The following is a 16,661-nucleotide window of genomic DNA, read 5'->3' as shown; positions in this document are numbered from 1 at the left end:
AAAGCGAAGCAATCCAGCGCCTAAGCTGTGACCATTCAAAACAATACCTGGCGCATCCAGCGTCAAAAAGGAGATTGCATGCTCGAGCTCACTATAGAGCAGATATCCATGGGCCAATCGGCTGTGGATAAACCCGCTGCCTTGCAACTGCTGGCCGATCATCTGGTGGCGGATGGTCTGGTCGCCGACGGTTACCTCGCCGGTTTGCAGGCCCGGGAAGCGCAGGGCTCGACCTTTCTCGGTCAAGGTATTGCCATTCCCCATGGCACCCCGGAAACCCGCGATCAGGTGTTCGCCACGGGCGTGCGCCTGATGCAATTCCCTGAGGGTGTGGATTGGGGCGATGGCCAGATCGTTTATCTGGCCATCGGCATCGCCGCCAAATCCGACGAACATTTGCGTCTGCTGCAACTGCTGACCCGCGCCCTCGGCGAGACCGATCTGGGCCAGGCCCTGCGTCGCGCCAGTTCGCCGGAAGCGCTGCTGAAACTGCTGCAAGGCGCGCCGCAGGAACTGGCGCTGGATGCACAGATGATCGGCCTCGGCGTGTCGGCTGACGATTTCGAAGAACTGGTCTGGCGCGGCGCGCGTTTGCTGCGTCAGGCCGATTGTGTGAGCAACGGTTTCTCGGCGGTGCTGCAACAAGTCGAAGCGCTGCCGCTGGGCGACGGTCTGTGGTGGTTGCACAGCGAGCAAACGGTGAAGCGTCCGGGCCTGGCGTTCGTCACCCCGGACAAACCGATGCGCTACCTCGGCCAGCCGCTCAGTGGTTTGTTCTGCTTGGCCAGCCTTGGCGAGGCGCACCAAGCATTGCTTGAGCGTCTGTGTGCCTTGCTGATCGAAGGTCGCGGTCATGAACTGGGTCGCGCCACCAGCAGCCGTAAAGTCCTTGAAGTGCTCGGCGGTGAATTGCCCGCCGACTGGCCGAGCGCGCGCATTGCGCTGGCCAACGCCCACGGCTTGCACGCGCGTCCGGCGAAGATCCTCGCGCAACTGGCGAAGCGTTTTGATGGCGAGATTCGTGTGCGCATCGTCGACGGTCAGGACAGTGCCGTGTCGGTGAAGAGTTTGAGCAAACTGCTCAGCCTCGGCGCCCGTCGTGGTCAGGTGCTGGAGTTGATCGCCGAACCGAGTATCGCTGGCGACGCCTTGCCGGCGTTGCTCGCTGCTATCGAAGAAGGCCTTGGCGAAGAAGTCGAGCCGCTGCCCGCCATCAGCGAGCACCGCGAAGTCTTTGCCGACATCGCCGAAGTGGTGATTGCCCCGGCCTCTGGCACTCAGTTGCAAGCCATCCCCGCCGCGCCCGGCATCGCCATCGGCCCAGCGCATATTCAAGTGCAGCAAACCATCGATTACCCCATGCGTGGCGAGTCCGCCGCGATCGAACGCGAGCGCCTCAAACAAGCGCTCAGCGATGTGCGCAACGACATTCAGGGCCTGATCGAACGCAGCAAAGCCAAAGCCATCCGCGAGATCTTCATCACCCATCAGGAGATGCTCGACGACCCGGAACTCACCGACGAAGTCGACACCCGCCTCAAGCAAGGCGAAAGCGCCGAAGCGGCGTGGATGGCGGTGATCGAAGTGGCGGCGAAACAACAGGAATCGCTGCAGGACGCGTTGCTCGCCGAACGTGCGGCGGATCTGCGTGACATCGGTCGTCGCGTGCTGGCGCAACTGTGTGGCGTGCAAACCCCGAGCGAGCCTGAGCAACCGTACATTCTGGTGATGGACGAGGTCGGCCCGTCCGACGTAGCACGGCTGGATCCGGCGCGTGTGGCGGGGATTCTCACCGCACGCGGCGGCGCCACCGCGCACAGTGCCATCGTTGCGCGAGCCCTCGGGATTCCGGCATTGGTTGGCGCGGGCGCAGCGGTGTTGTTGCTGGCGCCGGGCACGCCGTTGCTGCTCGACGGCCAGCGCGGTCGCCTGCACGTCGACGCCGATGCCGCGACACTGCAACGCGCCGCCGAAGAACGCGACACCCGCGAACAACGCCTGAAGATTGCTGCCGAACAACGTCATCAACCGGCACACACCACCGACGGTCACGCGGTCGAAGTGTTCGCCAACATCGGCGAAAGCGCCGGCGTGATCAGCGCAGTGGAGCAGGGCGCCGAAGGCATCGGTCTGCTGCGCACCGAACTGATTTTCATGGCCCACCCGCAAGCGCCGGACGAGGCGACGCAAGAAGCTGAATATCGTCGTGTGCTCGACGGCCTCGCCGGGCGTCCGCTGGTAGTGCGCACGCTGGATGTCGGCGGCGACAAACCGCTGCCGTATTGGCCAATCGCCAAAGAAGAAAATCCGTTCCTCGGCGTGCGCGGCATTCGCCTGACCTTACAACGTCCGCAGATCATGGAAGCGCAATTGCGCGCCTTGCTGCGTTCGGCGGACAACCGTCCGCTGCGGATCATGTTCCCGATGGTCGGCAGCGTTGAAGAGTGGCGTCAGGCCCGCGACATGACCGAGCGTCTGCGTCTGGAAATCCCGGTCGCCGATCTGCAACTGGGGATCATGATCGAAGTGCCTTCCGCCGCGTTGCTCGCGCCGGTGCTGGCCAAAGAAGTCGATTTCTTCAGCGTCGGCACCAACGACCTCACGCAATACACCCTGGCCATCGACCGTGGTCACCCGACCTTGTCGGCGCAGGCGGATGGCTTGCACCCGGCGGTACTGCAACTGATCGACATTACCGTGCGCGCGGCCCATGCCCATGGCAAGTGGGTCGGTGTCTGCGGCGAACTGGCGGCGGATCCGCTGGCGGTGCCGGTGCTTGTTGGCCTCGGCGTCGATGAACTCAGCGTCTCTGGTCGCAGCATTGCCGAAGTCAAGGCACGCATCCGCGAACTTAGCCTGACCCAGGCGCAAACCCTTGCTCAACATGCGCTGGCCGTGGGCAGCGCCAACGAAGTGCGCGCATTAGTGGAGGCCCTGTAATGGCCAAGATTCTTACCCTGACTCTCAACCCGGCGCTCGACCTTACCGTCGAACTGCCACGGCTGGACGCCGGTCAGGTCAACCGCAGCGACGAGATGCACACCCACGCTGCGGGCAAAGGCGTGAACGTCGCGCAGGTGCTCGCCGACCTCGGGCATCAACTGACGGTCAGTGGCTTCCTCGGCGAAGACAACCTGCAAGCGTTCGAAACCCTGTTCGCCAAGCGCGGTTTTGTCGACGCGTTTATCCGCGTGCCGGGTGAGACGCGCAGCAATATCAAAGTGGCTGAACAGGATGGACGCATCACCGACATCAACGGCCCGGGGCCGGTGGTCGATGCTGCCGCGCAGCAGGCGTTGCTTGATCGTTTGGTGCAGATTGCACCAGGTCATGACGCGGTGGTGGTCGCCGGCAGTTTGCCGCGTGGCGTCACGGCGCAGTGGTTGCGTGAGCTGATCGAACGGCTCAATCAGCTCGGCTTGAAAGTCGCCCTCGATTCCAGCGGCGAAGCGTTGCGCGCAGCGTTGCAGGCCAGTCCATGGCTGATCAAGCCGAACACTGAAGAACTCGCCGATGCGCTCGGTTGCGAGGTGGTTTCGCACACGGCGGAAGCGCAGGCAGCGGCGCGTTTGCATGCGCAAGGGATCGAGCACGTGGTGATCTCCCACGGTGCTGACGGCGTGAACTGGTTCAGCGTCGGTTCGGCACTGCACGCCACGCCGCCGAAAGTCAGCGTCGCCAGCACGGTCGGTGCCGGTGATTCATTGCTGGCCGGCATGCTCCACGGTTTGCTCAGCGCCGATACGCCTGAACAAACCCTGCGCACAGCCACTGCGATTGCGGCGATGGCGGTGACCCAGATCGGTTTCGGCATCCACGACCGTGCGCAACTGGCGCAGCTCGAACAGGGCGTGCGCGTGCGCCCCCTGACAGAACAATAAGAGGGTTTGTCATGAAATTAGCCATTGTTACGGCTTGCCCGAACGGCATGGTCACCAGTGTGCTGTGTGCGCGTTTGCTTGATGCGGCGGCGCAGCGTCAGGGCTGGAGCACCAGCGTTGAAGTGGTCGATGCGGCGCACCCGGAACGCGAATTGTCGGCGGCGACGATTGCAGCGGCGGAGTGGGTTTTGTTGGTCGCCACGGGGGCGGTCGACATGACGCGTTTTGTCGGCAAACGGGTTTTCCAGATTGCCCCGGCACAGGCGCTACAGGATGTCGAAGCGGTGCTGCGTCGTGGTACTGAAGAGGCATCAGTCTACGTTGCCAGCGTGGCTGAACCGGTTGCTGATGCGTCGCGTGTGCCGCGCATCGTCGCCATCACCGCGTGCCCGACCGGTGTTGCTCACACCTTCATGGCCGCCGAAGCGTTGCAGCAAACTGCCAAGCGTTTGGGCTATGAGCTGCAAGTCGAAACGCAAGGCTCGGTGGGCGCGAAAACCCCGTTGAGCGCGGCGGCGATTTCTGAAGCGGATGTGGTGTTGCTGGCGGCGGATATCGAAGTCGCCACCGAGCGTTTCGCCGGTAAGAAAATCTATCGTTGCGGCACTGGCATCGCGTTGAAGCAGTCTGAAGCCACGTTGAAAAAAGCCTTGGCCGAAGGTGCTGTGGAAAGTGTGGCGAGTGACGGCAAGGCACCGGCCAGGCAAGAGAAAACCGGCGTCTATAAACACCTGCTGACCGGCGTGTCGTTCATGCTGCCGATGGTCGTGGCCGGCGGTTTGATGATCGCGCTGTCGTTCGTGTTCGGCATCACCGCGTTCAAGGAAGAAGGCACGCTGGCGGCTGCGCTGATGCAGATCGGTGGCGAGACCGCGTTCAAACTGATGGTGCCGCTGCTGGCGGGTTACATCGCTTATTCGATTGCTGACCGTCCGGGCCTGGCGCCGGGGATGATTGGCGGCTTGCTGGCGAGTACGTTGGGCGCCGGGTTTATCGGTGGCATCGTCGCTGGTTTCATCGCCGGTTATGCGGCGAAGGCGATCAGCCGTTATGTCGCGTTGCCGCAGAGTCTGGAAGCGCTGAAACCGATTCTGATCATCCCGTTGTTTGCCAGTTTGTTTACCGGGCTGGTGATGATTTACGTGGTCGGCAAACCGGTCGCCGGGATGCTGTTGGCGCTGACGAGTTTTCTCGACAGCATGGGCACCACCAATGCGATCCTGCTCGGCGTGGTGCTTGGCGGCATGATGTGCGTCGACCTCGGCGGGCCGATCAACAAAGCCGCGTATGCGTTCTCGGTGGGGCTGCTGGCGTCGCAGAGTTATGCGCCGATGGCAGCGACGATGGCAGCGGGGATGGTGCCGCCGATTGGCTTGGGTATCGCCACGTTTATTGCCCGACGAAAGTTCGCGCAGACCGAGCGCGAGGCGGGTAAAGCGGCGCTGGTATTGGGGCTGTGCTTTATCTCTGAAGGGGCGATTCCGTTTGCCGCGAAAGACCCGTTGCGGGTGATTCCGGCGAGTATTGCCGGTGGTGCGTTGACCGGTGCGTTGTCGATGTATTTCGGCTGCAAACTGATGGCGCCGCACGGTGGCTTGTTTGTGTTGGCGATCCCGAATGCGATCAACCATGCGCTGTTGTATCTGCTGGCGATTGTCGCGGGGAGCTTCTTGACCGCCGTGGTCTATGCCACAGTCAAACGCCCCGAAGCCGTCGAACTGGCCCTCGAACCCGCCAAGGCTTAACCAACACCACAAATCTCCTGTAGGAGTGAGCCTGCTCGCGATAGCGGTCTGTCAGTGACATGAATGTTGGCAGATATACCGATATCGCGAGCAGGCTCACTCCTACAATGGGTTCTGCGGTGTGTCTGGTGTCATGTCTGTTTCATGTGGGCGTGCTTAAGTTTCCCTTTTTCCAGGGAGAACCCCATGAGCGATTTCAATCTCGGTCGCCGGCGTGTCATGCAAGGGATCGGCGCCGGATTGTTGCTGCCGGGGCTGGCGCCGGCGGTGATTGCTTCGGTCAAGGATCGTCCGCAGTTGACCGATGGCGTGCAGTCCGGTGACCTGCTTGGCGATCGCGCGATGATCTGGAGTCGCAGCGATCGCCCCGCACGCATGGTGGTCGAGTGGGACACCCGCAGCCTGTTCGGTAACCCGCGTAAATTCATCTCGCCACTGGCCGACGCGCGCACTGATTTCACCGCCCGCGTCGAGCTCACCGGGCTGCCCGCCAATCAGGCGATTTTCTATCGCGTGTACTTCGAAGACGCCCAGACCGGCGTCGCCAGCGAGCCGTGGTTTGGCCATTTGCGCAGCGTGCCGACGGCCAGACGCGATATCCGTTTTGTCTGGAGCGGCGACACTGTCGGCCAAGGCTTCGGCATCAACCCGGACATCGGCGGCATGCGCATCTACGAAGCCATGCGCTTGCGCCTGCCGGACTTCTTTATCCACAGCGGCGACACCATCTACGCCGACGGCCCGGTGCCCGCGCAGCTCACCACCGAAGGCGGGCGCATCTGGCGCAACCTCACCACCGAAGCCAAGAGCAAAGTCGCGCAAACCCTCGACGATTATCGCGGCAACTATCGCTACAACCTGATGGACGAAAACATCCGCCGCTTCAACGCCGAAGTGCCGCAAATCTGGCAGTGGGACGACCATGAAGTGGTCAACAACTGGTCGCCGGGCAAGCAACTGGATGAGCGTTATCAGGAAAAAGATATCCACACCTTGGTGGGGCGCGCGCGGCAGGCGTGGCTGGAAAATGCGCCGATGCGTTTGCAGACCGCCGACGGTGGCGGACGGATTTATCGCAAACTCAGTTACGGGCCGATGCTTGATGTGTTTGTGCTGGATATGCGCAGTTATCGCGAGGCGAATGACGACAATCTGGGCGCGGAAAAACCGTTTCTCGGGCGTGAACAACTGGACTGGCTCAAGCGTGAATTGAAGGCGTCGAAGGCACAGTGGAAAGTCATTGCTGCGGACATGCCGATCGGTCTTGGCGTGCCGGATGGTGAAGTCAGTCCGGGTGTTGGGCGCTGGGAAGCGGTGGCCAATGGCGACCCGGGCCCGGCTCAGGGGCGCGAGCTGGAAATCGCCGAATTGCTCGGCTTTTTGCGCGCGCAGCAGGTGCGCAACTTCGTCTTCCTGACGGCGGACGTGCATTACTGCGCGGCGCATCACTATCACCCGGATCGGGCGGCGTTTCAGGATTTCGAGCCGTTCTGGGAGTTTGTTGCAGGGCCGCTGAATGCCGGGAGTTTTGGGCCGAATCCGCTGGATAAAACCTTTGGGCCACAGGTGGTGTTCGAGAAGGCCCCTGCGGTGCAGAACACCTCGCCATTTGCCGGCTTTCAGTTTTTTGGTGAGGTGAATATTGAAGGGCAGAGCGGGGAGATGAGTGTGGTGTTGCGGGATCTGGATGGGGTGGCGGTTTTCGAGCAAAAACTACAACCGGTATGACCACCACTGTAGGAGCTGCCGCAGGCTGCGATCTTTTGATTTTGATTTTGCTTTTGAAAAGATCAAGATCAAAAGATCGCAGCCTGCGGCAGCTCCTACAGGGAAAGCGGTGTGTCAGTAAACGTCACGGCGATAGCGGCCCTGTTCGATCAGGCGCTCGACTTCAGCGCTGCCGAGAATGTCCTTGAGCACCTGATCCACGCCTGAAGCCATGCCCTGAAGGCTGCCGCAGATGTAGATGACAGCCCCATCCGCCAGCCACTTCTTCAACTCACCCGCCGATTCACGCAAGCGATCCTGCACATAAACCTTCTCCGCCTGATCCCGCGAAAACGCCAGATCCAGCCGTTCCAGATCACCGTTGATCAACCACTCTTCCAGCTCCGCACGGCAGAGGAAATCGTGTTCACGGTTACGCTCGCCAAACAGCAACCATTGACGCTGCTGACCGTCGGCAATCCGCGACTTGAGCAAGCTGCGCAGCCCGGCCAGACCGGTGCCGTTGCCCAGTAGAATCATCGGCACCGGCTCGTTCGGCAGGTGGAATCCGCTGTTGCGGCGCACGCGCAGGCTGATGCTGCCACCGACCGGCGCATGCTCGGTCAACCAGCCAGAACCAATGCCCAGCGTGCCATCGGCGTGTTGTTCCTGACGCACGATCAGCTCCAGCACTCCGTCGGCTGCAATCGAGGCGATCGAGTATTCGCGCATGGCCAGCGGCACCATTGCATCGACCAGCGACTGCGCATGCAAACCGACCAGATGCGCGCGATGCTCAGGCAACTGGCGCGAAGCCAACGCGACTTCCAACGGCTCGTCGAGGCCATTGATTTTCACCATGGTCTCGCCACGAATACCGAGGCCGTCGAGGAAATGTTCGATGACCCACGGGCAGTTGCGCGGTAGCACTTCGACCAGATCACCAGCCAGCCAACTGCTGGTGTTCGGTGCGCTCAGGCCCAACAGATAAACCGGCGAACCGCTGCTGTCCGGGTTCATCAATTCGCGGCGGGTCAGCGTCCAGTTGTCGTAGCTCGGCGCTTGCCAGGTATCGACCGGCGCTTGTCCGGTGAGCAGACCGAGTTGCGTCTGCCAGTGACGCAGCGCATAGGGATCGCCGCTGTCGACTTCCACCGGCGCAAAAAGTGTCTTGCCGCCGTGCTCGCCGAGCCACTGATGCAGACGTTTGGCAAAGCCGCAGAAGTGTTGGTACTGACGATCGCCGAGCCCAAGCACCGCGTAGTTCAAGCTGTCCAGTGTCGAAGCTTTGCCCAGCACTTTGCGCTCGAAACCACGGGCGCTGTCCGGTGCTTCGCCGTCGCCGAAGGTGCTGACGACGAACAGCGCGTTGTTCGATTCACGCAGATCCTGCTCGCTGACATTCGCCAGCGGCTGCACCTTCACCGGCAATCCGGCGGCTTGCAATTGCCCGGCGGTTTGCCACGCCAGTTGCTCGGCGAAACCGCTCTGGCTGGCGAAACCGATCAGCCACGCCGGTGCATCGCCCGCGGGTTGTTCGAGGCCTTTACGTGCGTCCTTGATCTGCTTTTTCTTGCGTCGGCGATCGAGGTACAGCAGCCAACCGGTGATGAAAAACAGCGGCATGCACACCGCCGCGAGGGTGACGATGATCCGCCCGATCAGACCGAAATAGCTGCCGACGTGCAGCGCATAGATGCTGGTCAGCAGTTGCGCCTTGAAGCTCTTGTCAGCGTAGCGGTCGACGCGTTTGACGATGCCGGTGGCCGGGTCGAGAGTGATCTGGTTGAGCGCGCGCTCATGCGGCGAGTTTTCCAGCAGATAGAAAACGGTCGCCGGTTGGCCAGCCACGGGCGGCATACGAATGTTGTAGGCAGACAAGCCAGGGCCGGCGGCGCTGTAGATGCTGCTCCACATCGCCGCGTAATCGGCAGTCGGCGCCGGGCCTTGCGGTGCCGGGCCACGACCACCGCGCACGCGCTCGTTTTGCGGCGCGTCGGAAAGCAGTTTGGTCAGGCCCTTGTTGTACCACTCGTACGACCACGACAACCCGGTCAGCGCCAGCAGCAGATAGACCAACAGGCACCATGTGCCGGCCACCGAGTGCAGATCCCAATTGAAGGCGCGGCCCTTTTTCTTCCAGTCCAGCGTCAGCCAAACACGCCAGCTGTTCCACTGCCGCGGCCAGCGCAGGTACAGACCGGAGAGGCAGAAAAACAGCAGGATCAGCGTGCAGGCGCCGGTGATGTTGCGGCCGGTATCGCCCATCGCGAGGAAGCGGTGCAGTTGCAGCATCAGGCCGAAGAAGTCCTGGCCGACGGCATCGCCCATGAACTCGCCGGTGTACGGATCGAAGTAGCGCATCTCGCCGCGACGTTCGCCCTTGGGCGGTGTGAAAAACACTTTCGCTGCATTGCCGCTGTCGGTCTCGACCGAGAGCATCGAGACTTTTTTGCCGGACGTGGCTTCGATGCGCTCGACCAGTTCGACCGGTGGCAAGACGCCGGCGACTTGTTTTTCCACTTGCAGGACGGAGGGATTCAGCGCCCGCAGGATTTCGTCCTGAAACGAATAAGTCGCGCCGGTGATGCCCATCAACGCCAGCACCAGGCCTGCGGTGATGCCAAAAAACCAGTGCAACTGGAACAGGGTTTTCTTCAACACGTCACTCGCCGTCCGTTCGGAAATTGTCATCACGGCGCGCATTATGCCGTGGGTTATCGAGAAGCGTTCTTTATTACGCAGAAAAGCCCCGTTCAATTGAATGAACGGGGCCCACTGTTTTTGTAGGAGCTGCGGCACGCTGCGATCTTTTGATTTTACTTTTAAAGATCAGGATCAACAGATCGCAGCGTGCCGCAGCTCCTACAGGGTTAGAAGTGGAAATTGGTGCTCAACAGTGCCGTACGGCCCGCCGCTTGGTTGGCGAAGTGGGTCGAGAAGGCTTTGTCGTAGTAGGTTTCGTTGGTCAGGTTCTGCACGTTGAGTTGCAGGTCGACGTTCTTGGTCAGCTTGTACGCCGCCATCGCGTCGTAACGCACATACGAATCGACCATGGTCGTATTGGCCACGCTGCCGTAGACGTCGTCGACATAGAACGCGCCACCACCGAGGGTCAGCTTCGGAGTGACCTGATAAGTTGTCCACAGGCTGGCGCTGTTTTTCGGCGTGTTTGGCAGTTCGTTGCCGTCGGTGGCGCGGTTCAGCGGGCCGCCATCAACTTGCTCGCTGTCCATGAACGCGTAACCAGCGAACACTTGCCATTTCTCGGTGATCTTGCCGCTGGCCGACAGTTCGAAACCTTGCACGCGGGTCTTGCCGGCGTTTTCGTACGAAGTGGTGTCGACTTGTACCCGAGCGTTTTCTTTCTCGGTGCGGAAGATGTCAGCGGTCAGCGACAGACGATCGTTGAGCAGATCCCACTTGGTACCGATTTCGTAGTTTTTGGTGGTTTCCGGCTCCATGTCGCTGCTCAGCAGGTTGCCGGCACGGTCAGTGCTGCCGCCCAACGGGTTGCCTTCCTGACCTTCGCCCAGGGTGTTGCCCGGTGGCGTGGCCGAGGTCGCGTAAGACGCATAGATGCTGCCGTTTTCCGCTGGCTTATAAACCACACCGAACTGACCGGTGACGAACTCGCTGGTGTCAGCACCCTTCGAAGTGGTGGTGCCGGCGTTGGTGTAAGTCTTGTAGCCGGTTTCGAAGTGGTCGTAACGCAGGCCCATATTCACCAGCCACTGCTCGGACAACTCCAGCGTGTCGAACGCATACAGCGCGTACGTATCGGACTGGGTGTCGGTGCCGGCGTAGTTACGCGAGATCGCGCCGTTCCACGGATCGTTCGGGTTCGGGTTTGACAGCGAGGTGCAGTTGTAGCCACTGGCTGCGCCGATCAGCCCCGGGTTGCAGTTAGTGGTCGCGGCGGTGGTGCGCGGCGTGGTGTCAGTGTTGACGTTGTACGAGGACTTCTGGCTCTCCTCACGGGTGTATTCCACACCGGTGGAGAAGCTGTTCTTGAAGCCGGCGACGTAGAAATTGCCGAACAGGTCAGTCTGGTTGGTGGTGGTCTCGGTGTTGCTCACTCGAGTGTTCGCACGACGCCAGACCGTACCGTTGTTGACGTTGCCCTTGCTGTCGTCCGGTTGGGTCAGGATGTAATCCTGCATGCTGGTGCCGTGGCGCAGGGTGTTCTTGATCGTCAGCGAGTCGCTCAAATCGTGTTCGATGGCGAAGGTCGCGGTGTCGGTGCGGCCCTTGCGGAAATCGCGATCCAGACCGTAGAAGTTGCTGTGGTCGCCACCCGAGTACGGCTTGTCCGGATTGGATTTGCTGCGTGCCGCCGAGCCGCCGAGCGGAATGGTGTACGGCACGCCGGAGTCCGGAGTGTCGTTGCTTTCCAGATGGTAGTAATCGAGGTTGACGCGGGTGTCGGTGCCCAGACCAAACGCCAGGGACGGGGCGATACCCCAACGGTCGTAATCGACCTTGTCACGGCCGGCGACGTTGCTCTCGTGGCTCATCAGATTCAGACGGCCAGCGGCGGTGTCGCTGAACTGGTAGTTGCCGTCGAGGGTGTAACGCTGGGTCTGGTCGGAACCCCAGGTGAAACCACCGTCGAACGAGTTGCCGAGGTGGGCTTTCTTGCTCACCAGGTTGATGCTGCCGCCCGCTGCGCCACGACCACCGATGGCGGAGTTCGGGCCCTTGCTGACTTCAATGTTTTCCACGGCGAAGATTTCGCGGCTCTGCGAACCGGTGTCACGGACGCCGTCGAGGTAGGTGTCGCCCTGGGCGTCGAAACCACGAATGAACGGACGGTCGCCCTGCGGGTTGCCGCCTTCACCGGCGCCGAAAGTGATGCCCGGCACGGTGCGCAGCGCGTCCTGCATGTTCAGGGCGCCGGTGTCTTTGAGCACTTGTTGCGGGATCACGGTGACCGAGCGCGGCGTGTCGACCAGCGGCGCGGTGTACTTGGGCGAGGAGGCTTTTTCGACCTGGTAGGACGTCAAGTCCTGCGCTTCGCCGGTGATGGCGGTGGCGTCCAGAGCGATGGCATTGCCGGACGCTTTGCTGTCGGTTTTCTCGGCAGCGAACACCATCTGGCCAGCGGAGCCGGCGGTAATTGCGACGCCGATTGCAGAGGCGAGCAGACGTGGTGAACTGACCGGTAATTGTGCGTGTTGACGTGCCATTTTTATTCCCCTCCCCAAGGATTTGAGGCGGCGGAATATAGGGTAAACAGGTATTCGTATCAATTGCGAAACATTGTTATTCGCACTGAATTTACATTCTTTACAATTTAACCTTACGGTTTCTGCCAGTTCATTCGTCTCCCGGGTTTTACACAGACAATAAGAATCAATACCATTGCCGCCTCTTTGCCATCAGGTGACATCGCCATGCTGCTGCACATCCCCGCACTGTTCGCGAAAGACGAGGTGCAGCGCATTCGCCAGGCTTTGCAGAAGGCTGACTGGGCCGATGGCAAGATCACCGCCGGCTTCCAGTCGGCCAAGGCCAAGCACAATCTGCAACTGCCTGAAGGTCATCCGCTGGCCAAGGAAATCGGCGCGGCGATGCTCGAGCGGCTGTGGAAAAATCCGCTGTTCATGTCGGCCGCATTGCCGCACAAAGTCTTCCCACCGTTGGTGAACTGTTACACGGCCGGTGGCAGCTTCGATTTCCACATCGACAACGCCGTGCGCCAACCGAAGGGCAGCATCGAGCGCGTGCGCACCGATCTGTCGGCCACGCTGTTCTTCAGCGAGCCCGAGGATTACGACGGCGGCGAACTGGAAATCCAGGACACCTACGGCACTCAACAAGTGAAACTGCCCGCCGGCGACATGGTGTTGTACCCCGGCACCAGCCTGCACAAGGTCAACGCAGTCACTCGCGGCGCGCGCTATGCGTCGTTCTTCTGGACGCAAAGCCTGGTGCGCGAAGACAGCCAGCGCGCGCTGCTGTTCGAGATGGACGGCGCGATTCAGCAGTTGACGCAGGACATGCCGGATCATCCTTCGCTGATCCGCCTTACCGGCACGTATCACAACCTGCTGCGTCGCTGGGTCGAGGTATGAGTTTCCAACTGCGCCGCGAGGAAATCCTCAGCGGCGAACAACTCAGCGCCATGCTCACTGAAAGTCCGGCCCGTGCGGCCCAAGCCATTTTGCTGGCAGCGGGCGAGGGCGAGGTTGAAGCGCAGGCATTGCTCGGGCAACTCCTGCTGGACGGCCAGGGCATCGCTAAGGATCAAGCGCTGGCGCTGCGCTGGTTCGGCATCGCCGCCGGACGCGGGCACCTGATGGCGCGCAACATGCTCGGGCGTTGTCATGAGCATGGCTGGGGCGTTGCAGCGGATGCGTCGGTTGCAGCGCAGCATTATCGAGTCGCGGCGCAGGCAGGCCTCGATTGGGCGATGTACAACCTGGCAAATCTCTTGGCGACCGGGCGCGGCGTGGCGGTCGATCAGCCGCAAGCATTGGCGCTTTATCGCCAGGCCGCCGAGTCCGGACACGCCAAGTCGATGAACCTGCTCGGGCGTTATCTTGAAGAGGGGCGCCATTGTCGCGCGGACCCTGCCGCAGCCTTCGACTGGTATCGCCGCTCGGCGCAGGCCGGCGACTTCCGTGGCCAGTTCAGTTATGCCAGCGTGCTGGCCGAGCGCTCACAGATTGAAGAGGCGTCAGGCTGGTACCGCAAGGCAATGTTCGGGGGGCATGCTGCGTTTCTCGGCGTGGCTGCCCAGACTTTGGAGAGCGCAGCACACACGGCCATTCAGGCATTGGCTCAAGAGTATAAAGAACGCGCAGGGCACATCAGCGTCTAGTTGAATTCAAGGCGCTGTTCGCAAGTATCGAGTCGTATGTCCAGTTGTAAGTATTCTTTATAAATATATTGAAGTCATGAAGCGCTTTTTTTAAGTGCGGCTTTTATGTTTAAGTCTGTCTGGCAAGTTTAAGTTCTTACCAAACTGATTAAAGGAATGATCATGTCTTCTTCCAGCTTATGGGGCGATGCCCTGAATAATGCCTCGCCTGAACAAGTTATGCAGATGGCGGCGGCGGCGCCAAAGTTACTAAGTGACGCATCGACGTCGGATGGCGATGATGTAGTACGCGACAGAGGGTTGCTCCTCACTAAAAAGCAGATCATTGATTTGCGTAAATATGAAGCCGCCGGCCTGGCGCTGCCGCATACCCTGAAGGATGTCGAAGATTATCTGCGCTATGGCGCAGGGCAGAACGGCGGCCCAGGGCTGAATCCGACAGATTTCCTCTCGACCTTTGTAAACACCCGCAACCACGCAAGACGCTGGTCGCCGCTGCGTGAACGCATCATGATGACCGGGCAGGGGCTGAAGAGCTTTGCCAGCAGCATGCTCAATTATGGCAAGGCGATTCAGGAAGTCTTGAGCGACGATGATTCGGTCGCGTTCCTCAAGAAAAACAAGATTAAAACACTTGCCCAGCTTAAAGCACTCGAAATTGAATTGGGTGACAAGTTTCCGGATATTGAAATTGATCCGGATACCGTCGCGACGTTGGGCTATTACCTGCAGCGAATATTCGAGCGGATCAATAAAAACCTCAGCGATGTGCAAGGCATCAAGAATGACCTGGACTTATTTGGTTATGATCTGCGCGAACATGTCCTGCCCAATATCAAACTCAGGGTCGGTTTGATCGACAGCAGTACGTTGGCAGCAGATATCAAGGTATTGAAGAATGACATCGATAATCGTGCCAAAGAAATCGATATCAAAAACACTGAATACAAGGCCGCTGTTCAGGAGGCATTGAAGTCTGCCGCCGGGATGAACATCGTGGGCCTGGCCATGGCTATCTACATGGGGGTGGAGGCGGAAAATATTCGTGCTGCACGCAAAGCGTTGTATGCCGAACAGGAACGGGATATCCAGGTGTTGGCGAGCAAGAACCAGACACTCGGTTCTCTTGCCCGCGTCAAACATGACCTGCAAAGTCTGATGATCGTGACCATCGATGCCGACATCGCCACGCAGAACCTGATGCATGTCTGGAAAAGCCTCTACCTGCACATTTCCAACTCGGTCGCTGCGATGGGCCGCGTCAACGATGCCTTGAGCCTGCGGGTCTTCGGTACCGAGTTCGAAGAAGTCGTGCTGCCATGGAAAACCATCGAGACCGACTCGGACAAGCTTATTCAGGTCTTCAAAGAGGCTGATGAAGAATACGAGCGCAACTATTCGTTCAGCACGCGAACCTCGCGTGTGATCAGTCTCAGCGCGACAGTGAGCTATCCGCCTGTGGACATGGCCACTTTGGCCTCCACTGTCGAACAGATGCGTGAAGCTCGCACTCAGGCAGAAGTCTTGAAGACTAAACTGGGTTACCTGCCCGATCTGTTCGACCGCTTCAAGCGCACTGTGAGTGGCATGGGGCAATGCCAAAACCAATTGCAGGATTCGGCCCAGACCGGAGTGAATGATCTGCAAAACAGCCTGCGACGTCTCGCCCGCAACGAGAAGGATCGGTTGAAAGAAACCGATCCTGAGGTCATTGAAGAAATCGACGATGAGCGCAAGGATATTTTGCGTTCGATTTCCTCTGCCATGACCAAGCAGGCAACTCTGGTGCGTAACGCCTTGCGCAATATTGATGCACGGTTTGATATGCGCCCGACGCAGGCTTACATCGCCGATTTCCAGCGCGACGCGCTCGTGGCCGATGCAGAAATTGCACAGCTGGACAGCAAACTTGCAGAGCTTGCGGCCGATCGAAAGGTCATCATTAACGGGGTCAATCTGCTGGAAAAAAGCGGTATCGAGAATCTGGGCAAGGACGTTGAGCTGACCATCGCCAAGATCACCGAACTGGGCCTGGCTCCGCCGGAAATCAAACTGGTGATGGCGGCCATCGACCAACTGAAGCGAACCCTTATTGGCATTCGTGAGTCTGTGCGCTTCCTGGACATGGTGCGTGAGAGCGACAAGCTGAAGCTGAAAATCGATGGCGTGCAGGCCGAGATTGAAAGCGAGCGCGCGGGTATCCGTGATTCGCAAGGCAAGGTCACTTACCTGAAGGCCATTCACGCCATGGAAGACTGTCGCGCCGAATATGCCGCCACCTACCGTCCTGCCGTGAATGCTTTTGAGCAGTTGCGCGATGCAATCGATGTCGAAGTGTCGGACGACTGTGATGCACTCAGTGCCGCGTTGAAACAGCATGCGCCACTGTTTATCGCTTTCCTTAATCCGCTGTCCGTTCCGCAGCGCTGAGTCTGCCGGTAGGCGTGCTCTGCATTTGTGTGTGATATCAGAGTCCGGCGCAGGATTGCCGATGGGCACGGT

General features: G+C 60.0%; 9 protein-coding genes. 7 read left to right on the top strand and 2 right to left on the bottom strand.

Translation table 11 applies throughout. The features are described 5' to 3' along the window. Positions 1-78 precede the first annotated feature (78 nt). From ptsP to ACIP66_RS12740, 4 genes are all read left to right on the top strand, one after another. Positions 79-2,940, top strand: a complete 2,862-nt coding sequence (gene ptsP, locus ACIP66_RS12755) for a phosphoenolpyruvate--protein phosphotransferase (RefSeq protein WP_400648495.1) — start codon at positions 79-81, stop codon at positions 2,938-2,940. Continuing rightward, positions 2,940-3,881, top strand: coding sequence for a 1-phosphofructokinase (gene pfkB / locus ACIP66_RS12750; protein ID WP_400648493.1), 942 nt, complete (start codon positions 2,940-2,942; stop codon positions 3,879-3,881). Before ptsP ends, pfkB begins: the two co-directional genes overlap by 1 nt. A gap of 11 nt (positions 3,882-3,892) precedes the next feature. Continuing rightward, the gene (locus tag ACIP66_RS12745) at positions 3,893-5,626 is read left to right on the top strand and encodes a PTS fructose-like transporter subunit IIB (protein ID WP_400648491.1); all 1,734 of its coding nucleotides are present in this window, start codon (positions 3,893-3,895) and stop codon (positions 5,624-5,626) included. A gap of 186 nt (positions 5,627-5,812) precedes the next feature. Beyond that, entirely contained in the window at positions 5,813-7,354 is a 1,542-nt protein-coding gene (locus ACIP66_RS12740) for an alkaline phosphatase (protein ID WP_212544092.1), read from the top strand. 114 nt (positions 7,355-7,468) lie between these two features. On the opposite strand, the gene ACIP66_RS12735 is transcribed toward ACIP66_RS12740, so the two are convergent. Next, positions 7,469-9,997 carry a PepSY domain-containing protein gene (locus ACIP66_RS12735; RefSeq protein WP_400648515.1) on the bottom strand — a complete coding sequence of 843 codons (2,529 nt, stop codon included), beginning with the start codon at positions 9,995-9,997 and terminating at the stop codon, positions 7,469-7,471. 209 nt (positions 9,998-10,206) lie between these two features. Next, complete coding sequence (locus ACIP66_RS12730) at positions 10,207-12,522, bottom strand: TonB-dependent receptor (protein WP_400648488.1); 2,316 nt, start codon at positions 12,520-12,522, stop codon at positions 10,207-10,209. A 207-nt stretch (positions 12,523-12,729) separates the two neighbouring features. Here ACIP66_RS12730 and ACIP66_RS12725 point away from each other — a divergent pair, with 207 nt between their 5' ends. From ACIP66_RS12725 to ACIP66_RS12715, 3 genes are all read left to right on the top strand, one after another. Then, a complete protein-coding gene (locus tag ACIP66_RS12725) occupies positions 12,730-13,410 on the top strand; it encodes a Fe2+-dependent dioxygenase (protein ID WP_400648485.1) in 681 nt (226 codons plus the stop codon). After that, entirely contained in the window at positions 13,407-14,159 is a 753-nt protein-coding gene (locus ACIP66_RS12720; RefSeq protein ID WP_400648483.1) for a tetratricopeptide repeat protein, read from the top strand. The genes ACIP66_RS12725 and ACIP66_RS12720 overlap by 4 nt, the downstream gene beginning before the upstream one ends. A gap of 162 nt (positions 14,160-14,321) precedes the next feature. Beyond that, complete coding sequence (locus tag ACIP66_RS12715) at positions 14,322-16,589, top strand: alpha-xenorhabdolysin family binary toxin subunit A (protein WP_400648480.1); 2,268 nt, start codon at positions 14,322-14,324, stop codon at positions 16,587-16,589. Positions 16,590-16,661: the final 72 nt, after the last annotated feature.

Origin of the sequence: Pseudomonas sp. NPDC088429 (genome assembly GCF_044753305.1) — a bacterium.
GTDB lineage: Bacteria > Pseudomonadota > Gammaproteobacteria > Pseudomonadales > Pseudomonadaceae > Aquipseudomonas > Aquipseudomonas rustica.
Note: the sequence above shows the minus strand (reverse complement) of the source record. Positions and strands in the feature narration are given on the sequence as shown.